At 73.1% G+C, this 26,119-nt stretch carries 21 protein-coding genes; 12 read left to right on the forward strand and 9 right to left on the reverse strand.

The features are described from left to right. Window positions 1-113: 113 nt before the first annotated feature. Together ACH4K1_RS07390 and ACH4K1_RS07395 are read right to left on the reverse strand one after the other, a co-directional pair. Window positions 114-1,166: a glycoside hydrolase family 6 protein gene (locus tag ACH4K1_RS07390; protein WP_398087479.1), complete on the reverse strand. Its 1,053-nt coding sequence runs from the start codon at window positions 1,164-1,166 to the stop codon at window positions 114-116. A 172-nt stretch (window positions 1,167-1,338) separates the two neighbouring features. Continuing rightward, window positions 1,339-2,322 carry a DUF5937 family protein gene (locus tag ACH4K1_RS07395; RefSeq protein ID WP_398087481.1) on the reverse strand — a complete coding sequence of 328 codons (984 nt, stop codon included), beginning with the start codon at window positions 2,320-2,322 and terminating at the stop codon, window positions 1,339-1,341. 80 nt (window positions 2,323-2,402) lie between these two features. On the opposite strand from ACH4K1_RS07395, the gene ACH4K1_RS07400 reads away from it, so the two are divergent. From ACH4K1_RS07400 to ACH4K1_RS07415, 4 genes are all read left to right on the forward strand, one after another. Further along, a complete protein-coding gene (locus tag ACH4K1_RS07400; RefSeq protein WP_398087483.1) occupies window positions 2,403-3,890 on the forward strand; it encodes an MFS transporter in 1,488 nt (495 codons plus the stop codon). A 10-nt stretch (window positions 3,891-3,900) separates the two neighbouring features. Continuing rightward, a complete protein-coding gene (locus ACH4K1_RS07405; protein ID WP_228990122.1) occupies window positions 3,901-4,410 on the forward strand; it encodes a MarR family winged helix-turn-helix transcriptional regulator in 510 nt (169 codons plus the stop codon). A 147-nt stretch (window positions 4,411-4,557) separates the two neighbouring features. Continuing rightward, window positions 4,558-4,884 carry a DUF3817 domain-containing protein gene (locus tag ACH4K1_RS07410; protein ID WP_398087485.1) on the forward strand — a complete coding sequence of 109 codons (327 nt, stop codon included), beginning with the start codon at window positions 4,558-4,560 and terminating at the stop codon, window positions 4,882-4,884. 84 nt (window positions 4,885-4,968) lie between these two features. Further along, window positions 4,969-6,669 carry a methylmalonyl-CoA mutase gene (locus ACH4K1_RS07415; protein ID WP_398087487.1) on the forward strand — a complete coding sequence of 567 codons (1,701 nt, stop codon included), beginning with the start codon at window positions 4,969-4,971 and terminating at the stop codon, window positions 6,667-6,669. 57 nt (window positions 6,670-6,726) lie between these two features. Here the strand turns inward: ACH4K1_RS07415 and ACH4K1_RS07420 are convergent, their stop codons facing one another. Next, entirely contained in the window at window positions 6,727-7,353 is a 627-nt protein-coding gene (locus ACH4K1_RS07420; RefSeq protein WP_398087488.1) for a TetR/AcrR family transcriptional regulator, read from the reverse strand. Between the two features lie 457 nt (window positions 7,354-7,810). Between ACH4K1_RS07420 and ACH4K1_RS07425 the strand changes: the two genes are divergently transcribed. The 4 genes from ACH4K1_RS07425 (at window position 7,811) to ACH4K1_RS07440 (ending at window position 12,068) form a co-directional block, all read left to right on the forward strand. Further along, window positions 7,811-8,782: a tetratricopeptide repeat protein gene (locus ACH4K1_RS07425; RefSeq protein WP_398087490.1), complete on the forward strand. Its 972-nt coding sequence runs from the start codon at window positions 7,811-7,813 to the stop codon at window positions 8,780-8,782. 653 nt (window positions 8,783-9,435) lie between these two features. After that, window positions 9,436-10,095 carry a DUF6230 family protein gene (locus ACH4K1_RS07430; RefSeq protein ID WP_398087491.1) on the forward strand — a complete coding sequence of 220 codons (660 nt, stop codon included), beginning with the start codon at window positions 9,436-9,438 and terminating at the stop codon, window positions 10,093-10,095. Between the two features lie 94 nt (window positions 10,096-10,189). Then, window positions 10,190-10,753: a DUF6114 domain-containing protein gene (locus ACH4K1_RS07435; RefSeq protein ID WP_398087493.1), complete on the forward strand. Its 564-nt coding sequence runs from the start codon at window positions 10,190-10,192 to the stop codon at window positions 10,751-10,753. Further along, entirely contained in the window at window positions 10,743-12,068 is a 1,326-nt protein-coding gene (locus ACH4K1_RS07440) for a hypothetical protein (RefSeq protein ID WP_398087495.1), read from the forward strand. Before ACH4K1_RS07435 ends, ACH4K1_RS07440 begins: the two co-directional genes overlap by 11 nt. 73 nt (window positions 12,069-12,141) lie before the next feature. Here ACH4K1_RS07440 and pyk read toward each other — a convergent pair whose 3' ends face one another. From pyk to pta, 3 genes are all read right to left on the reverse strand, one after another. Next, entirely contained in the window at window positions 12,142-13,572 is a 1,431-nt protein-coding gene (pyk, locus tag ACH4K1_RS07445) for a pyruvate kinase (RefSeq protein WP_398087497.1), read from the reverse strand. 102 nt (window positions 13,573-13,674) lie between these two features. Continuing rightward, window positions 13,675-14,886: an acetate kinase gene (locus tag ACH4K1_RS07450; RefSeq protein WP_398087913.1), complete on the reverse strand. Its 1,212-nt coding sequence runs from the start codon at window positions 14,884-14,886 to the stop codon at window positions 13,675-13,677. Between the two features lie 56 nt (window positions 14,887-14,942). Then, window positions 14,943-17,024: a phosphate acetyltransferase gene (pta, locus tag ACH4K1_RS07455; RefSeq protein WP_398087499.1), complete on the reverse strand. Its 2,082-nt coding sequence runs from the start codon at window positions 17,022-17,024 to the stop codon at window positions 14,943-14,945. A gap of 349 nt (window positions 17,025-17,373) precedes the next feature. On the opposite strand from pta, the gene ACH4K1_RS07460 reads away from it, so the two are divergent. Then, window positions 17,374-18,399 (forward strand): ATP-dependent 6-phosphofructokinase, encoded by a 1,026-nt coding sequence (locus ACH4K1_RS07460; RefSeq protein WP_228990112.1) that lies wholly within the window; start codon window positions 17,374-17,376, stop codon window positions 18,397-18,399. 93 nt (window positions 18,400-18,492) lie between these two features. On the opposite strand, the gene ACH4K1_RS07465 is transcribed toward ACH4K1_RS07460, so the two are convergent. The 3 genes from ACH4K1_RS07465 to ACH4K1_RS07475 form a co-directional block, all read right to left on the reverse strand. Beyond that, entirely contained in the window at window positions 18,493-19,197 is a 705-nt protein-coding gene (locus ACH4K1_RS07465) for a helix-turn-helix domain-containing protein (protein WP_398087501.1), read from the reverse strand. A 191-nt stretch (window positions 19,198-19,388) separates the two neighbouring features. Continuing rightward, a complete protein-coding gene (locus ACH4K1_RS07470; protein WP_398087503.1) occupies window positions 19,389-20,063 on the reverse strand; it encodes a response regulator in 675 nt (224 codons plus the stop codon). Continuing rightward, on the reverse strand, window positions 20,060-21,814 hold the full coding sequence (locus tag ACH4K1_RS07475; RefSeq protein ID WP_398087505.1) for an ATP-binding protein: 1,755 nt from the start codon (window positions 21,812-21,814) through the stop codon (window positions 20,060-20,062). Before ACH4K1_RS07475 ends, ACH4K1_RS07470 begins: the two co-directional genes overlap by 4 nt. 157 nt (window positions 21,815-21,971) lie before the next feature. Here ACH4K1_RS07475 and ACH4K1_RS07480 point away from each other — a divergent pair, with 157 nt between their 5' ends. The 3 genes from ACH4K1_RS07480 (at window position 21,972) to ACH4K1_RS07490 (ending at window position 26,057) form a co-directional block, all read left to right on the forward strand. After that, window positions 21,972-23,336 carry a cation:dicarboxylate symporter family transporter gene (locus ACH4K1_RS07480; RefSeq protein ID WP_398087507.1) on the forward strand — a complete coding sequence of 455 codons (1,365 nt, stop codon included), beginning with the start codon at window positions 21,972-21,974 and terminating at the stop codon, window positions 23,334-23,336. Window positions 23,337-23,671: 335 nt separating this feature from the next. After that, window positions 23,672-24,979, forward strand: coding sequence for a peptidase (locus ACH4K1_RS07485; RefSeq protein WP_398087509.1), 1,308 nt, complete (start codon window positions 23,672-23,674; stop codon window positions 24,977-24,979). A gap of 181 nt (window positions 24,980-25,160) precedes the next feature. Beyond that, window positions 25,161-26,057, forward strand: a complete 897-nt coding sequence (locus ACH4K1_RS07490) for an NAD(P)-dependent oxidoreductase (RefSeq protein ID WP_398087511.1) — start codon at window positions 25,161-25,163, stop codon at window positions 26,055-26,057. Window positions 26,058-26,119: the final 62 nt, after the last annotated feature.

The following is a 26,119-nucleotide window of genomic DNA, read 5'->3' on the forward strand; positions in this document are numbered from 1 at the left end:
CGTCTGTCTGGTGTCCGGTTCGTGTGGGTGGTGCTTTGGGGGGGGTCGGGCGGGGGGCCGGCGGGGGCGCCCGGGCGCCCGCCCGGCCCCCCCCCGCGGCGCGTCCGGCTCGGTCAGGTGGCGGCGCGCCTGGCCAGGCCGAGCGCGTACTCCGGCCACCAGTCGCCGGCCGGCGGGCCGCCCCGGCAGGTGCCGTCGGAGTCGCCCGGCCGCTTGATCCACAGGTAGGCGTCGAGGCGGTCGTCGCCGGTGTCGGTGGTCGGCGGCGTGCCGAGCCCCCGGCCCGGCGGATTGCACCAGGCTTCCTCACGGCCCCCGGGCAGGGGGCCCTTGCCGTTGCGGCTGGTGTCGATCACGAAGTGCGAGCCGCCCACCGCGTCGGAGAGCCGGCCCGCGTACGCCTTCACGCTCTCGTTCGACTGGAAGTTGGAGACGTTCAGCGAGAAGCCGTCCGCCCGGTCGATGCCGGCCCGGCGCAGCGGCTGCGCCATCTTGGACGGCTCGTCGATCCAGTCCGGGTTGCCCGCGTCCAGGTACACCCGGGTGTTCGGCCGGGCCTTGAGCGTGTCCACCGCTTCGGACAGGAGCTGGTAGCGCTCGGCGTGGTGCTCGGGCGGGGTGCAGCCGTCCGCGATGTGGGGGAGGGCGTCCGGCTCCAGGATCACGGTCGCCGACGCGTCCCCGATGGCGTCGGCGAACGCGCCGATCCAGGAACGGTAGGCGTCGGCGTCCTTCGCGCCGCCCGCGGAGTAGAGCCCGCAGTCGCGGTGCGGGATGTTGTACGCCACGAGCAGGACGGTCTTCTCCGTCCGCGCGGCGGCCCGCGCCGCGGCCCGGATGCCCGGGGCGGGGTCGTCCCAGGCGGGCCAGTCGGCCACCGGGCGGTCGGAGATCCGCCGCAGGACCTTCGCGTCCGCCTCGCGCCCCTCCTTCTCCCAGGCGCGCACCTGGCGGGCCGCGTCGCTGTCCGGGTCCACCCAGTACGGCGACGCCGCGCTCGGGGCGGGCTCGCCCCGGACGTTCCCCCCGGCCTCCTCGGCGGTCGGGGCGACGCGCGGCTCCGGCGCCGAACAGCCCGCGGTGAGGGCGGTCACCAGGGTGAGGGCGGCCAGGACGACGGAACCGGTACGGGGGAGAGCGCGGGAGACGGTGCTGCGGCCGGACATCCAGACCCCTCGGGCGGCGGTGACGCACGGATTCGGAACAGGGCGGGCGCGGAGAGCGCGGGGAAAAGAAGAAACGCGGCAATCCTGGCATAACGGTCACCTAGAGTGGCGGTGCGACACCGTCCGTGACCCGTACGCCCGTGGTGGCCGCTGGTCCGGCGTTCCCGCGCCCTCACTCCGAGGCGGCCAGCGCGATCCCCAGCGGGGTGCGCTCGTACAGCACCTGGTGGCCGTAGCGCCGCGAGGTCAGCAGCCCCGCCCCGCGCAGTACGGAGAGATGGGCCGAGACGGACGAGGGCGCGAGGCCCAGCCGGTGCGCCAGCGCGCTCGTGCCGGCCGGTTCGTCCAGGGCGCACAGCACGTCGGCCCGGACCCGGCCCAGCAGGCGGCCGAGCGTCTCCGGCGTCCGCCCGCCCGCCCCGGTCCAGAGCCCGCCGATGCCGCGCGCCGGGTAGATCAGCCCCGGCTGCCACGGCTCCTCGTGGCCGCCCACCACCTCCGGCCAGACGAAGACGCTCGGCATCAGCACCAGCCCCTGCCCGCCCAGCACCCGCCGGTGGTCGCCCCGGGTTCCGGCCACGGTGAGCGTCGAGCCGTTCCAGCTCAGCCGGGTGCTCACCTCGCCCAGCACCCCTTCCAGCCCGCTGTCCGCGAGCCGCCGGGAGTGGTAGGCGATGTCCGCCTCCAGCAGCGCCCGCAGCCGGGGCCAGTACGGCTCGATCAGCGCCTCCCAGGCCCGCTCCAGCAGGTCGGCCAGCTCGCCCACCGCCCGCGCGGGATCGGCCAGCAGCCGCCGCCCGACCGCCGACTCCCTCCCGCCCGGCCGGTCCGCCAGGGCCGCCGCCATGTCCTGCCGCGCCACCTCGGGGTCGGTCGCCCGTACGGTCGCGAGCTCCTCCTCGAAGGTGGCCAGCGGCCCGATCGGCGGCGGGCAGATGAAGTCCGGATTGTGGCCGGCGTCCGGCATCAGCAGCCACAGGGGCTCCAGCTCCAGGGCCGCGGCGGACTCCCGGACGCGGCGGAGCCACGGCAGGTGGTAGCCGTGCCGGGAGGGCCGGGAGAGGGTGCGCACCGCCTCCTGGGTCTCGAACAGCGGGGACAGCGCGAACCGGCAGCGCAGCAGATCGCTCTCGCCGAAGTGGAGCTGGAACGGCACGCCTCCCCCTCCCGGCCGTGAAGATTCGTCCTGAGCCGAAAGTCTACGGACGAGGCCCCTCCCGGCCCCAGGCTCGTCCCATGCCGAACGACAGACCCGCCCCGGTGGACACCCCCCGTACTCCGCCCGCCCCGGCGGCACAGGTCCCGGCTCCGCCCCCGGAGCGTGCGGCCCCCCTCCCCGACCCGGGCTCCGGGCCCACGCTCCGGGATCCGGCGGCCCCGGCGGACCGCACCGCCCCGGCCGCCCCCGCCACCACGCCCCCCGCGCCCGCTTCCGGTGCCGGGGCCCGCGCCGTCCCGGACCCGGCGGCCCCGTCCGGCTACCGGGCCGTCTTCGCCGTCACCGAGTTCCGGGCCGTCTTCGCCGCGCACCTGCTCTCGCTGCTCGGCGTCGTCGTCAGCGAACTCGCGCTCACCGTGCTCGTCTACGACCTCACCGGCTCCCCGCTGCTCAGCGCGCTGACGTTCGCGCTGGGGCTGCTCCCGTACCTGATCGGCGGGGTCCTCTTCGCGGGGGTCGCCGACCGCTACCCGGCCCGCCGCGTCCTGGTGGTCTGCGACCTGCTCTGCGCCGCCTGCGTCGCCGTGATGCTGGCGCCCGCCACCCCGGTCGCCGGGCTCCTCGCCCTGCGCTGCCTGGTCGCCGCCATCGCCCCTGTCTTCACCGGAACCCGGATGGCGGCGCTCACCGACATCCTTGGCGAGGGCGACCTCTACGTGCTGGGCCGCTCGCTGCTGCGGATCGTCTCGCAGAGCGCGATGCTCATCGGGTTCGGGGCCGGCGGGGTGCTGCTCACCGCAGTCTCCCCGCGCGGCGCGATCACCGTCACCGTGGCGACCTTCCTCTGCTCGGCAGCCCTGCTCCGCCTCGGCACCCGCGACCGCCCCGCCCGCTCCGGCGGCGGGGAGGCCGGCGGCGCCCTGCTGAAGGAGTCGCTCTCCGGGGCCCGTCTGATCCTGGGCGACCGCCGCGTCCGGGCGCTGATGCTGCTGTTCTGGCTGCCCGCGATGTTCGTCGTGGCCCCGGAGGCGCTGGCCGCCCCGTACGCCGACGCGATCGGGGCCCCGCCCGCCGCGCTCGGGCTGCTGCTCTGCGCGATGGCCGTCGGGCACATCGGGGCCGAGCTGTTCGCGGGGTCCGCGCTCAGCCCCCGCCACCGCTCCCGGATCGTCCTGCCGGTCGCCGCCGTCGGACTGCTGCCGCTCCTCGTCTACGTGGTCCGCCCCGGGCTGCCGCTGGCGCTCGCCGCCCTCGCGCTGGCCGGTGCGGGCGCCGCGTACGTCATCGGGCTCGACCAGTGGTTCGTCGACGCCGTGCCCCAGGAGCTGCGCGGCCGGGCCATGACCCTGCTCACCGCCGGGCTGATGACCGTCCAGGGGCTCGGGATGGCGCTGGCGGGGCTCGCGGCCGAGTTCTTCCCCGTGCACCAGGTGGTCGCGGCCTCCGGCGCCGTCGGCACCGTCTGCACGCTGCTGCTCGTCGCGGAGGTCCGCAGGACAGCCCCCGGACGGATGTCCGATACCGAAGAGCGAGACGGAGCTGACCGGCATGTGACCAGTGGGTAAGGTCGGTGCCGTGCCGAAGCCGCTCAGCCTTCCCTTCGATCCCATCGCCCGCGCCGACGAGCTCTGGCAGCAGCGCTGGGGGCCCGTGCCCTCGATGGGGGCGATCACCTCGATCATGCGGGCCCAGCAGATCCTGCTCGCCGAGGTCGACGCCGTCGTCAAGCCGTACGGACTGACCTTCGCCCGGTACGAGGCGCTGGTGCTGCTCGCCTTCTCCAAGGCCGGCGAACTGCCGATGTCCAAGATCGGGGAGCGGCTGATGGTGCACCCCACATCGGTCACCAACACCGTGGACCGGCTGGTCAGGTCCGGTCTCGTGGCCAAGCGGCCCAACCCGAACGACGGCCGCGGAACGCTCGCGTCCATCACCGGCAAGGGCCGCGACGTCGTCGAGGCGGCCACCCGGGACCTGGTCGCGATCGACTTCGGGCTCGGGGTGTACGACGCCGAGGAGTGCGCCGAGATCTTCGCCATGCTGCGACCGCTGCGGGTGGCGGCGCGGGACTTCGAGGAGAAGTGACCGCGGGCCCGCCGTGAGGCGGGGGCGTACGCCGGTCCGGTGGTGGGCGCGTGCGTCCGGGGGCGCGAGCGTACGCCGTACGCGGGGGCGGTCCGGTCAAGGGGGTCGCGCGAAGATCGCCCCGGTCGTCCCGTTACGCTCGATGCCATGAAACAGAACGTGCTCACCCGCTACCGGGTGATGGCCTACGTCACCGCCGTCTGGCTCCTCGTCTTCACCGCGGCGATCATCGCGAAGTACGGCTTCGAGACCGGCGACACCATGCTGATCTCCCAGATCCACGGCGTGCTGTTCATCGTCTACGTCGTCTTCGCCTTCGATCTGGGCTCCAAGGCGAAGTGGCCCTTCGGCAAGCTCCTGTGGGTGCTGGCCGCCGGCTGCATCCCCTTCGCCTCGTTCTTCGTCGAGCCGAAGGTCAGCCGCGAGGCCCGCGCCCTGGTCACCGACCCCGCGCCGGCCCCCGCCAAGGTCTGACCCGGCGCACCCGCACCGCCCCGCGCGAAGCGCCGGGCGGTTTGCCATCGACATTTAGTAGGACGTCCTAGTAAATTCGAGGGTATGGACGCTGACGCGATCGAGGAGGGCCGCCTCCGCTGGCAGGCCCGTTACGACAAGGCCCGCAAGCGCGACGCGGACTTCACCACGCTCTCCGGTGACCCGGTCGAGCCGGTCTACGGGCCCCGCCCCGGTGACACGTACGAGGGATTCGAGCGGATCGGCTGGCCGGGGGAGTACCCCTTCACCCGCGGGCTGCACCCCACCGGCTACCGGGGCCGCACCTGGACGATCCGCCAGTTCGCCGGCTTCGGCAACGCCGAGCAGACCAACGAGCGCTACAAGATGATCCTCGCGGCGGGCGGCGGCGGGCTCAGCGTCGCCTTCGACATGCCGACGCTGATGGGCCGCGACTCCGACGACCCGCGCGCCCTCGGCGAGGTCGGCCACTGCGGGGTCGCCATCGACTCCGCCGCCGACATGGAGGTCCTCTTCGGCGGCATCCCCCTCGGGGACGTCACCACCTCGATGACGATCAGCGGACCGGCCGTCCCCGTCTTCTGCATGTACCTGGTCGCCGCCGAACGCCAGGGCGTCGACCCGGCCGTGCTCAACGGCACGCTCCAGACCGACATCTTCAAGGAGTACATCGCGCAGAAGGAGTGGCTGTTCCAGCCCGAGCCCCATCTGCGCCTGATCGGCGACCTGATGGAGCACTGCGCCGCCTCCATCCCCGCCTACAAGCCGCTCTCCGTCTCCGGCTACCACATCCGCGAGGCCGGGGCGACGGCCGCGCAGGAGCTGGCGTACACCCTCGCGGACGGGTTCGGCTACGTGGAGCTGGGCCTCTCCCGCAGGCTGGACGTCGACACCTTCGCCCCCGGACTCTCCTTCTTCTTCGACGCCCACCTCGACTTCTTCGAGGAGATCGCCAAGTTCCGCGCCGCCCGCCGCATCTGGGCCCGCTGGATGAAGGAGACGTACGGCGCGAAGACCGACAAGGCGCAGTGGCTGCGGTTCCACACCCAGACCGCCGGGGTCTCGCTCACCGCGCAGCAGCCGTACAACAACGTCGTCCGCACCGCCGTCGAGGCGCTCTCCGCCGTCCTCGGCGGCACCAACTCCCTGCACACCAACGCCCTGGACGAGACCCTCGCCCTCCCCTCCGAGCAGGCGGCCGAGATCGCCCTGCGCACCCAGCAGGTGCTGATGGAGGAGACCGGCGTCGCCAACGTGGCCGACCCGCTGGGCGGTTCCTGGTACGTCGAGCAGCTCACCGACCGCATCGAGGCCGAGGCCGAGAAGATCTTCGACCAGATCAAGGAGCGCGGTGTCCGGGCCCACCCGGACGGGCAGCACCCCATCGGGCCGATCACCTCCGGCATCCTGCGCGGCATCGAGGACGGCTGGTTCACCGGCGAGATCGCCGAGTCCGCCTTCCAGTACCAGCGCGCCCTGGAGAAGGGCGACAAGCGGGTCGTCGGCGTCAACGTCCACCACGGCTCGGTCACCGGCGACCTGGAGATCCTGCGCGTCAGCCACGAGGTCGAGCGCGACCAGGTCAGCCAGCTCGCCGACCGCAAGGCCGCCCGGGACGACGCCAAGGTCGCCGCCGCCCTCGACGCGATGCTCGCCGCCGCCCGCGACGGCTCCAACATGATCGCGCCGATGCTCGACGCGGTACGGGCCGAGGCCACGCTCGGTGAGATCTGCGGGGTCCTGCGCGACGAGTGGGGCGTCTACACGGAGCCGCCGGGGTTCTGAGGGGCGCCCAGCCGTTCCCCGGGCCCCGGACGCGTGTCGTCCGGGGCCCGGCGCCTCTCACCCGGCCCGGGCGCCGGTCAGCCCCGAGAGCAGCAGCCGGGTGAACCGCTCGGCCCAGTCGGCGTCGACCGGCTCGGCGCTCACGAGCATGCGGTGCACCACCGCCCCCGCGATCACATCGAAGATCAGGTCGGCGGTCCGGTTCGCCACCACCGCGTCGGTCTCGACGGGCAGTTCGCCCCGCTGCTGCGCACGCCGCCGCCCCTCCAGCACCAGCCGCTTCTGCCGCTCCACGATCGAGTCCCGGATGCGCAACCGCAGGGAGTCGTCCCGGGTGGACTCCGCGACCACCGCCATCAGGGCGGTCCGGGTCTCCGGCCGTTCCAGCAGGGCGGCGAACTGGAGCACCACCCCCTGCACGTCGTCGGCCAGGCTGCCCCGGTCCGGCAGCTCCAACTCGTCGAAGAGGACCGCGACCGCGTCCACGACCAACTCGTTCTTGCCCGCCCACCGCCGGTAGAGGGTCGTCTTGGCCACCCCCGCCCGGGCCGCCACGTCCCCCATCGTCAGCTTCGACCAGCCCAGATCGACCAGGGACGCCCGCGTCGCCTCCAGGATCGCGGCGTCGGCCGCGGGGCTCCGCGGACGCCCTGTTCGGCCGGTTCGGGGGTCGCTGTCGCTCATGATGCGGCGACCATACCGGCCGGTAGGAAAACCGCTACTCCCCGGTAACCGTGAGACAGATCACCGGGACCACCTGTTCCGGCGGGGCGATCGGCAGTTACGCTACGGGTCGTAGCGTAAGGAAGGCGGCCCGCCCGCCCCCGTACGCCGCGCAACGAGCGACAGCCACCGGGGTCTTCACCAGGCCCCGAGGCGCCGGGTGGGGACCCGGGGCCGCACGGACCGGCCGGACGGGGATCCGGAAGGTCCACCCGGGTCTTCACGGGCCCATGCGTCACGACCGGGCCTTTCAGGGGCCCGGCCGGTTCCGCCGAGGTCCTCCGGGGCCTCACCGGGCCCTTCGGGCGCCCGGGGCCGTCCTGGTCCGTCCGCTCCCGCACGCCGGTGGGGGCCTTCGGCCGGGCCGGTTCTCGCGCTCGCTTTTCACAACGGTGCGCTCAGGGGGGAGGATGTGCGTATGCAGCCTAGGAACATGTCCATGAGCGGCGTCGTCGACCTCGCCGCCGTCAAGGCGGCCGGCGAGGCCAAGGCCAAGGCGGAGCAGGCCCGAGCCGAAGCCGCCCGCACCGGAGCCTCCGGCGCCGTCGCGCCCGCCTCCCTGGTGATCGACGTCGATGAAGCCGGTTTCGAGCGCGACGTCCTCCAGCGCTCCACCGAGGTCCCCGTCGTCCTCGACTTCTGGGCCGAGTGGTGCGAGCCGTGCAAGCAGCTCGGTCCTCTGCTGGAGCGGCTGGCCGTCGAGTACAACGGCCGCTTCCTGCTGGCCAAGGTCGACGTCGACGCCAACCAGATGCTGATGCAGCAGTTCGGCATCCAGGGCATTCCGGCCGTTTTCGCCGTCGTCGCCGGGCAGGTCCTCCCGCTCTTCCAGGGGGTGGCCCCCGAGGCCCAGATCCGCGAGACGCTGGACCAGTTGATCCAGGTCGGCGAGGAGCGCTTCGGGCTCACCGGGATCATGGTCGACCCGGACGCGGGGGTGGCGGGCGCCGTACCGGCCGAGGCGCCGGCCGGCCCGTACGACGCCCTGCTGGAGGCCGCCGCCTCCGCGCTCGACGCCAATGACTTCGGCGGCGCGATCCAGGCGTACAAGAACGTCCTCACCGACGACCCGGCCAACCCGGAGGCCAAGCTGGGCCTCGCCCAGGCGGAGCTGCTCGGCCGCGTCCAGAGCATGGACCCGCAGGCGGTCCGCAAGGAGGCCGCGGACAACCCGGCCGACGTGGACGCCCAGATCGCCGCCGCCGACCTCGACCTCGTCGGCGGACACGTCGAGGACGCCTTCGGCCGGCTCGTCGAGGCGGTCCGCCGCACCGCGGGCGACGACCGGAACACCGCCCGGCTGCGGCTGCTGGAGCTGTTCGAGGTGATCGGTCCCGAGGACCCCAGAGTGACCGCCGCGCGCACCGCGCTCGCCCGCGTCCTGTTCTGACACCGGGCCGCCGTCCGCTCCGGACGCGCCCGATTGTTCCGATGTGACAAGACGGCCGCACCGCCCACCCGGCGGCGCGGCCGTTTTGCCGTCCCGACGCCAAAGAACGGCCCCAGACGCCCTCGCTTTACCAAATCTTGACAAAGATGCGGCCTGTTACTCGCAGTAAGGCAGGTGGCCGCTTCTGTCCGGGTTCCAGGGCGTTTCCCGCTATTCCGATGTCCCTTTCGTTCCACCCTGCGTCGCCGCGCGATGCCGCGCTGTCGTCCTGTGGTTATCGGGTCGTTACTAGCGAGTAACGATCCCCCTTGTGTCGGGCGCGTGAATGGACCACGATCGGCCACGCTCGGTCCACCACCTTCCGCCCGGCCTCCAGCCGGTGCCCGAGGGGTTGTTGGGTCCCCACCGAGCGGGCCGGCGGCAGTGGCGCCGACCCCGGACAGGGGGGTTCCCGCCCGATGGCGGGGCCTGTCCGACCGGCCGTGCGGAGCGCGCGGCCCGTGGTTGTCGCTCGGGGGTGAACGCCGGTGGATCGGATACGGGACACGTCTCCGCTCGCGGGCGCTCTCCTTCCCGAGGACGTAGCACTTCTCCCATCCCAGGCCGGGCACGTCGCCCGCCCGGAGATGTACGTCCGAGAAGAAGGAGCAAGTATGAGTTCCCAGGTTCGCGGTGGGACGAGATGGAAGCGGTTCGCTCTGGTCATGGTGCCGAGCGTCGTCGCCACGGCGGCGGTGGGCGTCGGCCTCGCGCAGGGTGCGCTGGCCGCCTCGTTCAGCGTGTCCGGCCAGAGCTTCAAGGTCCGCACCGACAAGCTCGAGGGCGAGGACTTCGTCCAGTACGGCAGCGTCGCGGTCGGCAAGGACCTCGAGGGCAACAAGGCGGCGCACGCGGTCGCGGTGTCGGGCTTCAGCAGCGCGACGATCACCAACATGTGCCAGTCGGTGGTCACGCCGAAGGTCCCCTTCATCAACAAGAACATCAGCCTCAAGCTGAACGCCGGGACCGACCCGAACAACCCGGTCAAGGCGACCAACCTCTACCTGGACGTCGCCCAGCTCGACGCCGACGCCGAGTTCGAGAACATCGACATCGGTGTCGCGGCGGGTGCGCTGCAGAAGTCGAAGAAGGACCGGCCGAACAGCATCGGCATCCAGCCCGGTACGCAGGCGAACGGTGCGGGCTTCGCGCAGCGGGCCGACCGGGCCGTGCTGACCGATGTGAGGCAGACGGCGTGGGCGACCACCGCCGGCACCTTCAAGCTCAGCGACCTGAAGCTCAGGCTGCACACGGGCGTCGAGGAGTGCTTCTAGCGCTCGGCCCGGGTGGCCGGAGCGCCCCGGCGGGCGTTCCGGCCACCCACCCTCCCCTTCTCACAGCAGTACCGGTTCCAGGGAGCTGTTTTCCATGAGCCCCGAGTCCACAGGGCAGAACGAGCACCACATCCGCGTCTATCGGCGACGCTTCCGCGCCTGGCGGGGCGACCGGCCGTTCTGGGCCGGTCTGCTGACCATGGCCGGTGGCCTTCCCATCGCCTACTTCCCCTATGCCGACCTGCACCTCGGCAATATGACGCTGGCGATGTCCACGACCGCCGGCGCCGGATCCCTGATCATCGGGGTCCTGCTGATCACGCTCGGCTTCACCATGTGGTTCCACCACATCGTCCGGGTCTTCGCGGGCGTCGCGGCCATTCTGCTGGCGCTGATCTCCCTCCCCGTCGCCAACATCGGCGGCTTCGTGATCGGATTCCTGCTCTCCCTCATCGGCGGAGCCCTGTCCGTTTCCTGGGCGCCGGGTGAGCAGCGGAGCGACCGGGCCGCGGGCGGCGAGCCCGCCGCCCCGGTGAAGGACCTGCCGTACGAGGAGCGCCCCGAGGGCGAACTCCAGGCCGCGGCCGTCCCGCAGCAGCAGGGCGCCGGGTTCGACGCGGCGGTCGGCTCCGAAAGCGGGGGGCACCGTGCGGGGTGACGACGGACGGCGGACGGACGCCCGTCCCGGCGACGAGCTCCGCGAGCGCACGGGCCCGCGCCACGCGGCCCCCAGGAAGTCGCTGCTCACCAAGCTCCACCTGCCCAGCGGGAAGAAGGCGCTGGCGCTCGCGGCGATGCCGACGGCGGTCTTCGTGGGCATGGGGCTGACGCCCAAGCTGGCGCTGGCCGAGGAGCGCATCGAGAACCCGTTCGCCCCGGGCCCCTGTGTCACCCGGTCCGACGAGCCGAGCGAGTCCGCGTCGCCCGAGGCCACCCCGTCCCCGTCGGCCACGGCGGAGGACGAGAAGGACGATGCCTCGGGCAAGGAGGACGCCGCGACCCCCGAGCCCTCGCCCAGCGGTTCCGCCTCCGGTACGGAGAAGGACCCGGCCGCCGGCGAGAAGTCCGGCGCGGACACCTCGGCGCGCTCCGCGGACGACGAGCCCGCCGCCACGCCCTCCGCGACCCCGACGCCCACCGCGTCGAAGAACCCGCTCGACCCGCTCGGCATCGGCGACGCGCTCAAGGACCTCTTCGACGGCCCGGGCGACGGGAAGTCCGAGGAGCCGGCGGCCCCGTCCCCGAGCCCCACGTCCGAGGCGCCCGAGGCGCCCGCGGCGCCCCAGAAGTCCGGGACGCCGAAGGACCCGGCCGAGGACGCGGCCGACAAGGCGAAGGAGGCGTCCGACAGGACCGCCGACGCCATCCGCGAGGCCGCGGAGAAGGCCGGCGAGAAGGTCGAGGAGCTGGACGAGGACGTCAAGGGACTCGATCCGAGGAAGGACGAGGACATCCCGGACGGCGCGAAGCCCCGCTTCCCGTGCCCCGAGGCCGACCCGGAGGCGCTCGCCGCGGCCGAACTGGAGCCCGGCATCCCGCTGCTGCCGAGCGCGCCGTGGACCCTGGAGTCGACGCGTCTCACCCTGCGGGGCCTCGACTACCACGGCATCGTCGAGGTGAAGAAGGCGGACGGCAGCATCAAGAAGGTGCTGAAGTTCACCGCGACCTCCATCGACATCAAGGACCTGCACCAGCTCACCGAGGGCCCGGCGGGCACGACGGGGCACGTGAAGTCGCGCCCCGGCTCGGTCTCGGAGATCCGCGACGGCAAGGTCACGATGTACACGGAGGAGCTGAAGGGCAACCTCTTCGGCCTCATCCCGGTCACGTTCAGCCCGCAGACCCCGCCGCCGCTCAACGTCCCCATCGCCGTGTTCACCAAGGTGAAGGTCGTCCAGGCCGGCCAGTTCGGCGGCACGCTCACCGTGCCCGGGCTGGAGAACTACCTGGAGGGCGGCACGGCGGGGAACTGACCGCCGTGCCGACGAGGGGCGCCCCCGGACTTTCCGTCCGGGGGCGCCCCTCGGGCGTGCGCGGTGCGTGCGGTCAGTCCCGCTCGCCGCCGCCCAGGTGGTGGACCCGGACCATGTTGGTGGTGCCGGGGACGCCGGGGGGCGAGCCGGCGGTGATGACCATCGTGTCGCCGTCGTTGTAGCGGTTCAGCTTCAGCAGCTCCGCGTCGACCAGGTCGACCATCGCGTCGGTGTTGTCCACGTGCGGGACGACGTAGGACTCGACGCCCCAGCTCAGGGCGAGCTGGTTGCGGGTGGCCTCCTCCGTGGTGAAGGCCAGGATCGGCTGGGCCGTGCGGTAGCGGGAGAGGCGGCGGGCCGTGTCGCCGGACTTGGTGAAGGCGACCAGAGCCTTGCCGTCCAGGAAGTCCGCGATCTCGCAGGCCGCACGGGCCACCGAACCGCCCTGCGTGCGGGGCTTCTTGCCGGGGACCAGCGGCTGGAGGCCCTTGGAGAGCAGCTCCTCCTCGGCGGCGGCGACGATCTTCGCCATCGTCTTGACGGTCTCGATCGGGTACGCGCCCACCGAGGACTCGGCCGACAGCATGACCGCGTCCGCGCCGTCCAGGATCGCGTTGGCGACGTCGGAGGCCTCGGCGCGGGTCGGCCGCGAGTTGGTGATCATCGACTCCATCATCTGGGTCGCCACGATCACCGGCTTGGCGTTGCGCCGGCACAGCTCCACCAGGCGCTTCTGCACCATCGGGACCTTCTCCAGCGGGTACTCGACGGCCAGGTCGCCGCGGGCCACCATCACGCCGTCGAACGCCGCGACGACGCCCTCCATGTGCTCGACCGCCTGCGGCTTCTCCACCTTGGCGATGACGGGGACCCGGCGGCCCTCCTCGTCCATCACCTTGTGCACGTCCTTGACGTCGTCGGCGTCCCGGACGAAGGAGAGGGCGACCAGGTCGCAGCCCATCCGCAGCGCGAAGCGCAGGTCCTCGACGTCCTTCCCGGAGAGGGCCGGGACGTTGACCGCCGCGCCGGGCAGGTTGATGCCCTTGTGGTCGGAGATGACACCGCCCTCGATGACGATGGTCTTCACCCGGGGGCCCTCGACCTCGACGACCTTCAGCTCGACGTTGCCGTCGTTGATCAGGATCGGGTCGCCCTTGACGACGTCGCCGGGCAGGCCCTTGTAGGTCGTGCCGCAGATCGACTTGTCGCCGGGGACGTCCTCGGAGGTGATGGTGAACTCGTCGCCGCGGACCAGTTCGACCGGGCCCTCGGCGAACTTGGCCAGGCGGATCTTCGGGCCCTGGAGGTCGGCGAGCACGCCCACCGCGCGGCCGGTCTCGGCGGCCGCCTTGCGGACGCGGTCGTAACGGCCCTGGTGTTCCTCGTGGGAGCCGTGGCTGAAGTTGAAACGGGCCACGCTCATGCCCGCCTCGATCAGAGCGACGAGCTGCTCGTGGGAGTCGACGGCGGGACCGAGGGTGCAGACGATTTTGGAACGGCGCATGAGGCGGATCCTATCGGTTTGTTTCGCTGCGGAATATTCCGTCTGGTGGAAGGTACAAAAGGGCGCGGGGGTGCTCAGTTGTCGTCCCGTCCGAGCCGCGCGTCACGACCCTTCGACGAGCGCGAACGTCTGGTCGGCGATCTCCAGCTCCTCGTCCGTCGGCACCACGGCGACCGCCACCCGCGCGTACTCCGGCGAGATCAGCCGCGCCTCCCCGGACCGTACGGCGTTGAGCCCGGCGTCCACCGCCATGCCCAGCTCCTCCAGGCCCGCGATGGCAGCTTCCCGCACCGGGGCCGCGTTCTCGCCGACCCCCGCCGTGAACGCCACCGCGTCCACCCGGCCGAGCACCGCCGTGTAGGCGCCGATGTACTTCTTCAGCCGGTGGATGTAGATGTCGAACGCCAGCGCCGCCCGTTCGTCGCCCTCGTCGATCCGGCGGCGGATCACCCGCATGTCGTTGTCGCCGCACAGGCCGACCAGCCCGCTCCTCTTGTTCAGCAGGACGTCGATCTCGTCGGCCGACATGCCCGCCACCCGCTTGAGGTGGAAGGTGACCGCCGGATCGACGTCCCCCGAGCGCGTACCCATCACGAGCCCTTCCAAGGGGGTCAGCCCCATGGAGGTGTCCACGCACCGGCCGCCCGCGACCGCCGAGGCCGAGGCTCCGTTGCCCAGGTGCAGCACGATCACGTTCACCTCCTCGGGCGCCCTGCCCAGCAGCTCGGCCGTCTTCCGCGAGACGTACGCGTGCGAGGTGCCGTGGAAGCCGTAGCGGCGGATGCGGTGCGCGTCGGCGGTCTCCACGTCGATCGCGTACCGCGCGGCCGACTCCGGCATCGTCGTGTGGAACGCCGTGTCGAAGACCGCGACCTGCGGCAGGTCCGGCCGCAGCGCCCGCGCCGTACGGATGCCGGTGATGTTGGCCGGGTTGTGCAGCGGCGCGACCGGTACCAGCCGCTCGATCTCCTTCAGCACCTCGTCGGTGACCACGGTCGGCTCGCTGAACCGCAGCCCGCCGTGGACCACCCGGTGCCCGATCGCGGCGAGTTCGGGGGAGTCCAGGCCGAGCCCGTCCGCCGCCAGCTCCTCGGCCGCCGCCTTCAGCGCCTCCTCGTGGTCGGCGATCCGGCCCGTGCGCTCCCGGGCCTCCGCCCCGCCGCCGGCCAGCGGCGTGTGCACCAGGCGCGAGGTCTCCTCGCCGATCCGCTCGACCAGCCCCGAGGCGAGCCGGGAGCGGTCCCGCATGTCGAGGAGCTGGTACTTCACCGACGAGGAGCCGGAGTTGAGGACGAGGACGCGATGCGGTTCCACAGGGGCAGCCGTGCTTTCGTGGTCGGGGGCGGGGCCGGTGGGGGTGGCGGTGTCCGTCATGCGGGGCGCTCCTCGCCCTGGGCCTGGATCGCCGTGATGGCCACCGTGTTGACGATGTCCTGGACGAGCGCGCCGCGCGAGAGGTCGTTGACCGGCTTGCGCAGCCCCTGGAGCACCGGGCCGACCGCCACCGCGCCCGCCGAGCGCTGCACGGCCTTGTAGGTGTTGTTGCCGGTGTTCAGGTCCGGGAAGATCAGCACGGACGCCCGGCCCGCCACCTCCGAGTCCGGCAGCTTCGTCGCCGCGACGCTCGGCTCGACCGCCGCGTCGTACTGGATCGGCCCCTCCACCCGCAGGTCCGGCCGCTCGGCCCGTACCCGCTCGGTGGCCTCGCGCACCTTGTCGACGTCGGCGCCGGAGCCCGAGGTCCCGGTCGAGTACGACAGCATCGCCACCCGCGGCTCCACGCCGAAGCGGGCCGCCGTCGCCGCCGACTGCACCGCGATGTCCGCGAGCTGCTCGGCGTCCGGGTCCGGGTTGACCGCGCAGTCGCCGTACACGAGGACCTTGTCGGCCAGGCACATGAAGAAGACGGAGGAGACGATCGACGCGTCCGGCTTGGTCTTGATGATCTCGAAGGCCGGGCGGATCGTGGCCGCCGTGGAGTGCACCGACCCCGACACCATCCCGTCGGCCAGCCCCTCCTGCACCATCAGCGTGCCGAAGTAGTTCACGTCCGCCACCACGTCGTACGCCAGCTCCACCGTCACCCCGCGGTGCGCGCGCAGCTCGGCGTACCGCTCCGCGAAGGTCTGCCGCAGCTCCGAGGTGTGCGGGTCGATCAGCCGGGCCTCCGCGAGGTCGACGCCGAGGTCGGCGGCCTTCTTGCGGATCACGTCCACGTCGCCGAGGAGGGTGAGGTCGCAGACGTCGCGGCGCGTCAGCACGTCGGCGGCGCGCAGCACCCGCTCCTCCGTGCCCTCCGGCAGCACCACGCGCTTGCGGTCGGAGCGCGCCTGCTCCAGCAGCTCGTGCTCGAACATCATCGGCGTGACGCGCTCGCTGCGGGCCACCGAGATCCGCTCCAGCAGGGCGCCGGTGTCCACGTGGCGCTCGAACAGGCCGAGGGCGGTCTCCGCCTTGCGCGGGGTCGCCGCGTTCAACTTGCCTTCGAGGGTGAAGAGTTCGGCGGCGGTGGGGAAGGAGCCGCCGGCCACCGACACCACCGGGGTGCCCGGGGCGAGCCGCGAGGCCAGCGTGAGTATCTCCTCGCCGGGCCGCTCGTCCAGGGTCAGCAGTACGCCGGCGATGGGCGGGGTGCCCGCGCTGTGCGCGGCCAGCGACCCCACCACCAGATCGGCCCGGTCCCCGGGGGTGACCACCAGGCAGCCGGGCGTCAGGGCGTTCAGCAGGTTCGGCAGCATGGCCCCGCCGAAGACGAAGTCCAGCGCGTCGCGCGCCAGCCCCGAGTCGTCGCCGAGCAGCACCGTGCCGTCCAGCGCCGCGGTGATCTGGGCGACCGTGGGGGCCGAGAGCGCCGGATCGTCCGGCAGCACGGAGACGGGGACCGGCAGCCGGGCCGCGAGCCGCTCGGCTATCGTCGCGCGGTCCTCGGCGGCGACCCGGTTCACCACCATGGCCAGCACGTCGCAGCCCAGCCCCGCGTAGGCGCGGTAGGCGTTGCGGGTCTCGGCCCGGACGGACTCCGCGTCCTGGCCCTTGCCGCCGACCACCGCGATCACCGACGCCCCGAACTCGTTGGCCAGCCGGGCGTTCAGCGCCAGCTCGTCGGGGAGCTGGGTGGCGGCGAAGTCGCTGCCGAGGACGAGGACCGCCTCGTACTCCCGGGCCACCCGGTGGAAACGCTCGACCAGCTGCGAGACCAGTTCGTCGGTGCCCTTCTCCGCCTGCACGGCGGACGCCTCGTGGTAGTCCAGGCCGTACACCGACGCCGGGCTCTGGGAGAGCCGGTAGCGGGCCCGCAGCAGTTCGTAGAGCCGGTCGGGTCCGTCGTGGACCAACGGGCGGAAGACCCCGACGCGGTCCACCTGACGCGTCAGAAGCTCCATGACTCCCAGCTCGACGACCTGCCGGCCGTCCCCCCGGTCGATCCCGGTCACGTACACGCTCCGCGCCACGCGTGCTCTCCCGTCCCTGTTCGGTGCCGTGCCCCGCGGAACACCAGGCGTCCGGACGGGGGTGGCGCCCCCGTGCCCGCCCGGTGTTCCGCCGGGTACGGCATTGGCCTGCATTGACTCTTGACGATACCTGCGGGGACCGCTAGGCCGCCCGCCGGAGAAGTACCCCTCTCCGGCCGGGACGACGCGCTCACCGGCCCCTTACCCCTTCTGCCCCGTCGCCTTCCGGGACCGGCCGAAAGCGCGGAGCCCGTGCCGGGCGTGGGACAATCGTCCTGGTTCAGGGCACGGAGGCCGCCACGGTCGGTCTCCCGGAAAAGCGCGACTAGCGAGCAGGAGACACACCTCGATGCGCATCGGAATTCTCACCGCGGGCGGCGACTGCCCCGGCCTGAACGCAGTGATCCGGTCGGTCGTCCACCGGGCCGTCGTGGGTCACGGCGACGAGGTCATCGGCTTCGAGGACGGCTTCAAGGGGCTGCTCGACGGCCACTTCCGCCCCCTCGACCTCAACGCGGTCAGCGGCATCCTGGCCCGGGGCGGCACCATCCTCGGCTCGGCCCGGCTGGAGCGCGACCGGCTGCGCGAGGCCGCCGAGAACTGCGCGGAGCTCTCCCGCCGTTACGGCATCGACGCGCTCATCCCGATCGGCGGCGAGGGCACGCTCACCGCCGCCCGGATGCTCGCCGAGGCGGGCATGCCGGTCGTGGGCGTCCCGAAGACCATCGACAACGACATCTCCTCCACCGACCGCACGTTCGGATTCGACACGGCGGTGGGCGTCGCGACCGAGGCCATAGACCGTCTGAAGACCACCGCCGAGTCCCACCAGCGCGTGATGGTCGTCGAGGTCATGGGCCGGCACGCCGGGTGGATCGCGCTGGAGTCCGGGATGGCCGGCGGCGCCCACGGCATCTGCCTGCCCGAGCGCCCCTTCCAGGTCGACGACCTGGTCAAGATGGTCGAGGAGCGGTTCGCGCGCGGCAAGAAGTTCGCCGTCATCTGCGTCGCCGAGGGCGCGCACCCGGCCGAGGGCTCCATGCCGTACGCCAAGGGCGAGATCGACCAGTACGGCCACGAGCGCTTCCAGGGCATCGGCAACCGCCTCGCCATCGAGCTGGAGACCCGGCTCGGCAAGGAGGCCCGGCCGGTCATCCTCGGCCACGTCCAGCGCGGCGGCACGCCGACCGCGTACGACCGGGTGCTCGCCACCCGCTTCGGCTGGCACGCCGTGGAGGCCGTGCACCGCGGCGACTTCGGCCGGATGACCGCCCTGCGCGGCAACGACATCGCCATGGTCCCGCTCGCCGAGGCCGTCACCCAGCTGAAGCGGGTGCCCGCCGAGCGGATGTACGAGGCCGAGTCGGTCTTCTAGGGCCGGTCGCCGAACTGCCGCCCGCGGGCGACGCCCGCTCCCGGGCCCCCGCCGGGCGGGACCGTACGGGCCGCCCGGGCGGCCCGTACGGAGTCACACCCCGGCGGTCCGCCAGAACTGCTCGACCACCCGGGACAGGAACGCCCGGCCCGCGTCGCCGCTCGACCCGGAGCGTTCCTGCCCCGTGCCGCTCCAGCTCAGCGTGGAGACCATCAGGGCCTGGTAGTCGGCGTGCAACTGCTCCAGCACCTCCTGGATCCGCGCCCGGTCCATCGGGACGATCCTGGACACCGGCCGGACGTACGCCTGCCAGCGCGTGGTGACCGCGCTGCTCAGCAGGTCCGCCAGCTCCGGATCGCGGCCGGCCGCGGTCAGGAACTGCGCCGCCGTCAGGCCCAGCGCCCGGCAGAGCGCCGCCGACTGCTTCTCGTTGCCCCGCCAGCGCCCCGTCTCCTCCATCCGCAGGTACGACGAGCCCGTCATCCCCACCTGCCGGGCCAGGTCGTCCACCGTCAGGTCCCGGCTCACGCGGTGCTCGCGCAGCGTGGTGGCGGCGGTCAGCAACTCGCCCGGCGCGCACCACAGGACGCCGGCCAGGGCCGTCAGCTCGCGCTCTCCCGGGAGCGCGGCGCCGCGCTCCCAGGCGATGACCGTCTCGGCGCTGATCCGGAGTCCGTACTGGGCGGCGAGCCCGTAGGCGACATGGCCGGGAGCCATCCCCAGAGCCTCGCGGAGACGGCGCGCGGCGGGGGCGTTGAAGGGCGGGGTGGGGTGCACGGGCCCACCGTAGAAGTCCATTTCCGTCCTGGCTACGGTACGTTCCGCACAGTTCACGCTTCGTAGGAACCTCCTAGCACGAACCGCACGGACGGTACGGGAAACCCGCCCCACCAGCGCTTTCTTTCTCCCCTCCGCAGAACCTTCACCGGGGCGCGCGGAGGGGCGAAACCGACCGGCAAGCGCTTGCCGACCGGCCGGGCCCCGCCCGGTCAGCGCCCGGCGGCCAGCCAGCGGTAGTGCAACTCCGGTCTGCCGACCTGTCCGTAATGCGGACGCCTCGCGGCGCTGCCGACGGCCACCAGGTGCTCCAGATACCGCCGGGCCGTGATCCGCGAGATGCCCAGCCGCTCCCCGGCGGCGGCGGCCGTCACCCCTTCCGGGGCCTCCTTGAGCACCCGGGTCACCGCCTCCAGCGTCGGCCCGCTGAGCCCCTTGGGCAGCGCGGCCGGATGCGCGACCCGCAGCGCGCCCAGCGCCCGGTCCACCTCCTCCTGCCCGCTCGCCTCCCCGGCGGCCCCCCGGAACTCCGCGTACCGCACCAGCCGGTCCCGCAGCGTGGGGTACGTGAACGGCTTCAGCACGTACTGCACGACGCCGAGCGACACCCCCTCCCGCACCACCGCCAGGTCCCGCGCCGAGGTCACCGCGATGACGTCGGCCCCGTGGCCGGAGGCCCGCAGGGAACGCAGCAGCCCGAGCCCGTGGCCGTCGGGCAGGTAGAGGTCGAGCAGCAGCAGGTCCACCGGGGTGCGCTCCAGCGCCCGCACCGCCGCCGCCCGGGTGTGCGCCACCGCCGTCACCGTGAAGCCCTCCACCCGCTCCACGTACAGCTGGTGGGCGTCGGCCGCCACCGGATCGTCCTCCACGACCAGCACCCGGATCACGCCGTGACCTCCTCGGACGTCGCTACGGCCCCGGCCCCGGACGCCGCCCCCGGCCCGGACCCGGGCGCGGCCCCGGGCCCGCGCCCCGGCCGCACTCCCGCCGCACGGTCCCCGAGCGGCAGCCGTACGGTGAACCGCGCGCCGCCCTCCGGGCCCGTGTCCAGCTCCACCGTGCCCCCGTTGCGGTGCGCCGCCTGCCGGACCAGCGCCAGGCCGAGGCCGCGCCCAGCCCCGTGCGTCGACCAGCCGCGCCGGAACACCTCGTCCGCCGCCTCCGGGCCGATGCCCGCCCCGGTGTCCGCCACCCGCAGCAGCAGCTCCCGCCCGTCCGCGACCGCGGTCACCGTCACCCGCGCCCGTCCGGCCGCGCCCCCGGCCGCCCGGCGCGCCGCCGCCCCGGCCCCCTCCGTGCCCTCGAACCCCTCCGACGCGGCGTCCACCGCGTTGTCGATCAGGTTGCCCAGGATCGTTACCAGGTCCCGGGGAGCCAGCGACGGCGGCAACGCTCCGTCGTCGATCAGGCTGTCCTCCGCGAGCACCAGCTCCACCCCCCGCTCGTGTCCCTGGGCCGCCTTGCCGAGCAGCAGCGCGGCCAGCACCGGCTCCTCCACCGCCCCCACCACCCGGTCGGTCAGCACCTGGGCCAGCTCCAGCTCGGCCGTCGCGAACTCCACGGCCTCCTCCACCCGGCCCAGCTCGATCAGCGAGACCACGGTGTGCAGCCGGTTCGCCGCCTCATGGGCCTGCGAGCGCAGCGCCTGCGTGAACCCGCGCTCCGAGTCCAGCTCCCCGGAGAGCGCCTGGAGCTCGGTGTGGTCCCGCAGCGTCACCACCGTGCCCCGCCGCTCACCGCCCACCACCGGCCGGGTGTTGAGCACGATCACCCGCTCCGCCGTCAGGTGCAGCTCGTCCACCCGTGCCTCCGACGCCAGCAGCGCCCCGGTCAGCGGCGCGGGGAGGGCCAGCTCGTCGACCCTGCGGCCGACCGCCTCCGCGTCCGGCCCCAGCCCCAGCAGCTCCCGCCCGGCGTCGTTGACCAGCGCGATCCGCCGTCGCCCGTCCAGCATCAGCAGCCCCTCGCGCACCGCGTGCAAGGTCGCCTGGTGGTAGTCGTGCAGCCGGCTCAGCTCGGCCGCGTTCATCCCGTGGGTGTGCCGCCGCAGCCGGGCGTTGATCACGTACGTGCCGAGCCCGCCGAGCGTCAGCGCCCCGCCCGCCGCCAGCGCGAGGGCGCCCAGCTGCTCCCGTACCTGCGAGGAGACCCGGTCCACCGTGATGCCCGCGCTGACCAGGCCGACGATCCGCCCCTCGTCGAGGATCGGGGTCACCACCCGTATCGAGGGGCCCAGCGTGCCGGTGTACGTCTCGGTGAAGGTCTCCCCGCGCAGGGCCCGCGCGGTGTTGCCGAGGAACGTGTCCCCGATCCGCGCCGTGTCCGGATGCGTCCACCGCACCCGCCGCGGGTCCATGATCGTCACGAAGGCGATCCCGGTGTCCTCGCGCACCCGCTCCGCGTACGGCTGGAGTACGGCGGAGGGGTCCGGGGTACGGATCGCCTCCCGTACGGAGGGGGAATCGGCCACGGCGAGGGCCGCCACCCGCACCTGGCGGGCGGCCGTCTCCTCGGCCTGCGCGCTGCCGGAGGCGTACGCGAAGACGGCGCATCCGGCCACCACGGCGGCGATGAGCACGACCTGCATGGCGAAGAGCTGGCCCGCCAGGCTCCGGGGGCGGGTACGGGGGAGGCGCATGCCCCACAGTCTGCCCGGCCCGGCCCGGTCTCCCCCGGGTGGCCGGAAAACGCCTGTGAACGATATGAACGCAAGGGTGACCGGGGTCACAGGGCAGTGGATAGTCACCGAAGCCCCCAGGGACGGGGGCGATGTGACCGAGCCGAGGAGCCCCACCATGGCTGTGGCAGCCGAAAAACGGGACCGCACCCACTACCTGTACATCGCCGTGATCGCCGCCGTGGCGCTCGGCATCCTGGTGGGCTTCGCGGCCCCCGGCGTGGCCGTCGAACTGAAGCCCATCGGGGCCGGCTTCGTGAACCTGATCAAGATGATGATCTCGCCGATCATCTTCTGCACGATCGTCCTGGGCGTCGGCTCGGTCCGCAAGGCGGCGAAGGTCGGCGCGGTCGGCGGGCTGGCGCTGGGCTACTTCCTGGTCATGTCCACCGTCGCCCTCGCCATCGGCCTGCTGGTCGGCAACGTCCTGGAGCCCGGCTCCAGCCTCCACATCACCGAACAGGCGCGGGCCGCCGGAGAGGCGCAGGCGTCGGGCGCGAGCGAGTCCACCGTGGACTTCCTGCTCGGCATCATCCCGACCACGATGGTCTCCGCCTTCACCGAGGGCGAGGTCCTCCAGACCCTTCTCATCGCGCTCCTCGCGGGCTTCGCGCTCCAGGCGATGGGGAAGACCGGCGAGCCGATCCTCCGCGGCATCACCCACATCCAGCGCCTCGTCTTCCGCATCCTCGCCATGATCATGTGGGCCGCCCCGGTCGGCGCGTTCGGCGCGATCGCCGCGGTGGTCGGCGAGACCGGCCTCGACGCCCTGAAGTCCCTGGCGATCATCATGATCGGCTTCTACGTCACCTGCGCGCTGTTCGTCTTCGTCGTGCTCGGCGCGATCCTGCGCCTGGTCGCCGGCGTGAACCTGTTCGCGCTGCTGAAGTACCTCGGCCGCGAGTTCCTGCTGATCCTCTCCACCTCCTCGTCCGAGTCGGCGCTGCCCCGGCTGATCGCGAAGATGGAGCACATGGGCGTCAGCAAGCCCGTGGTCGGCATCACCGTGCCGACCGGCTACTCCTTCAACCTCGACGGCACCGCGATCTACCTCACGATGTCCTCGCTGTTCATCGCCAACGCGATGGGCGACCCGCTGAGCGCGGGCGAGCAGATCTCGCTGCTGGTCTTCATGGTCATCGCCTCCAAGGGCGCGGCGGGCGTGACCGGCGCGGGGCTGGCGACCCTGGCCGGCGGCCTCCAGTCGCACCGCCCCGAACTGGTCGACGGCGTCGGTCTGATCGTCGGCATCGACCGCTTCATGAGCGAGGCCCGCGCCCTGACCAACTTCGCGGGCAACGCGGTCGCCACGGTCCTGGTCGGCCACTGGACCAAGGAGATCGACAAGGAGCGGGCGGGCGAGGTGCTGGCGGGCCGGATCCCGTTCGACGAGAAGACCCTGGTGGACGACGGCCACGGCCCGGCCCCCGCGGACGAGGTCCCTGAGCAGCGGGAGTCCGCCGAGCAGCCCGCCAAGGTCTGACCGGTCCCGACCTGTCGCGGAAGGCCCCGGCCCCCGCGACGATCCCCCTGCCGCGGCGGTTTCCCCCGGACCGCCGCGGCGACCCCGGCCGCAGCGGCCCCCCGACCGCCGCGGCCCCCGAGGACACCCGTATCCCCCGGTACGGGTGTCCTCGTGTCCGCGGCCGCCACCGCTCCCGGCCGCCACCGCTTCCGGCCGTCCGCGGCCGCCATCCGTCCCTTGTGTCCGTGTTCTGTCACGGCGGGTCCGGCCGGCGCAACCCCCCTCGTCCTGCACCTGTCTGAAGAGGTGAAGGACCGCAGTCCGACCACGAGCCCCACGACCGAAGGACTTCCATGCGCATCCGCCCTTCCCGCAGCCGCACCCTGCGCGGCGGAACCGCCGCCGTAGCCGCCGCCGCGCTGGTGGCGCTGGGCGCCGTGCCCGCGCTCGCCGACGAACCGGAGCCGGACCTCGGGGTCGGGACGATCGCGCCGGTCGAGGGGGTCCAGCCCGGAAGCTCGTTCTCGACGCCGCTCACCTTCCTCAACAAGGGGACGGCGCCGGCGCCCGCGGTCTGGGTGACGTACGCCGTCTCGCCCGGTCTGAAGGCGGACGAGACGCACGAGAACTGCAGCTACTACACCGTCTCCTCCTACGACGAGATGCCCGAATCGAACGTCGCCTCCTGCAGGATCGAGCAGCCGTTGAAGCCGGGCGTCGTCTACGGCACGGCGAAGCCCGTGTCGGTCAAGGCGCTCGGAACCGCGTTCCGCGACGAGCTGCGGGTGACGATCGGCGTCGACGAGCCCGCCCCGGGCGACGGCGGCTCCAGCGAACCGGTCCGGGGCACCGGCGACCCGCTCACCCTCCAGGAGAAGGCGCCGGCCACCGAGGCCGACCGGCGCGCTCACCCCGAGCCGGTCGCCGAGGCCGAGGTGAGCGCCGCCAACACCGCCGACTTCGCCCTGGCCGGCGCGGAGGCGAGGGGCGCGGCGGGCGACGAGGTCACCGCGACGGTGACGTTCGCCAACAAGGGCCCCGCCCGCGTGCAGGGCACGCGCGACGAGAGCGTCACCACCGTCGACGTCCGCATCCCGAAGGGCACCTCCGTCGTCAAGGCGCACGGCTACTGCGACCCGGTCACCAAGACCCACTACCGCTGCGGCACCTCCCAGTCCTGGGTCGATGTGGACGGCGGCGAGAGCTACCCCTTCGTCCTGCGGATCGACAAGGCGGTCGGCCGCACCACCGGCGAGGTCACCCTCACCGGACAGGAGCGCCCCTTCGACCGGAACGCGGCCAACGACACCGCGCAGATCGTGATCGAGACGGGCAAGGGCTCGAACACCTCCGGCTCGACCGGCTCGACCGGCTCGACCGGTTCCACGGGCTCCACGGGCGGCTCCCCGTCCACCGGCGGCTCGGACTCCACCGGCGGTACGAGCACCGGCGGTACGAGCACCGGGGGCCCCGGCTCCTCCGGCGTCACGGGCGGCACGGCGACCGGCGGTACGACCCCGCGGACGGGAACCGGTGGGAACCTCGCCGCGACCGGCTCCGACCCCGTCCTCCCGCTGGCGGGCATGGGGGCCGCGGCGGTGGCCGCGGGCGGCGGCATCGTCTGGGCGGTGCGCCGGCGGTCCACCTCCCGCGAGAGCTGACCGCGCGCTCCCCGCGGCCGGCGTCCGCGCTCCCGCCCGGACGCCGGCTCCGGGGAGCAGGCCCGCCGCACCGGCGCACCCCCGGAGAACCGCCGCCGGCCTGCAACCTTTCCCGGAAGTACGTATCTGACAGTCAAGTGGGTTCTGGTCAGCCCCTGTCCGCCCGTCCAGCATGGTCCCCATGACGCAAGCGAACACGACCACCGCACCCGCCACCCCCGTCACCGTCCTCGGCCTCGGTGACATGGGCCGCTCCCTGGCCCGCGCCTTCCTGGCCGCCGGCCACCCCACCACCGTCTGGAACCGCTCGCCCGGCAAGGGCGAGGACGTCGTCGCGCTGGGGGCGGTGCGGGCCGCGTCCGCCGAGGAGGCCGTCCGGGCGAGCGCGCTCGTCGTGGTCTGCCTCGTCGACTACGACGCGTCCGACGCGGTCCTGGAGCCGCTGGCCGGGGCCCTGGAGGGGCGGGTCCTGGTGAACCTCACCTCGGACACCCCGGCCCGTTCGCGGCAGGCCGCCGCCTGGGCCGAGAAGCACTCCCTGGCCTACCTCGACGGGGCGATCATGGTGCCGGTCGACGTGGTCGGCTCGGCCGAGGCGCTGATCTTCCACTCCGGCGACCGCGCCGCCTTCACCGCCCACGAGGCCACCCTCAAGGCGCTCGGCGCGCCCGCCACCTTCCTCGGCGAGGACCACGGGCTCGCCGCCGCCTACGACATGGCGATGCTCGACTTCTTCTACGGAGCCATGGGCGGCCTCGTCCACGCCTTCGCGCTGGCCCGGGCGGAGGGCATCGACGGCGCGTCGCTGGCCCCGTACCTCGCCACGATCGCGAACATCCTGCCGCCGATCGCGGCCTACACGGCCACCGACATCGACTCCCGTACGTACACGGGCCAGGGCGCGAACCTCGGGATGATGGCGGCCAGCGTCGACCACATCCTGCACACCGCGAAGGGCCGGGGCCTGGACGTCTCCCAGCTCGCCGGGCTCAAGTCCGTCACCGACCGGGCGATCGCCCGGGGCCACGGCGGGGAGTCCTGGTCGAGCATCGTCGAGGTGATCGCCGCCGGTCACTGACCCGCCGCCACGGGGGAGGGGCCCGGACCGCGTCGCCACCGACGCGGTCCGGGCCCCGGACC

Origin of the sequence: Streptomyces sp. NPDC017448 (assembly GCF_044330565.1) — a bacterium.
Taxonomy (GTDB): Bacteria; Actinomycetota; Actinomycetes; order Streptomycetales; family Streptomycetaceae; genus Streptomyces.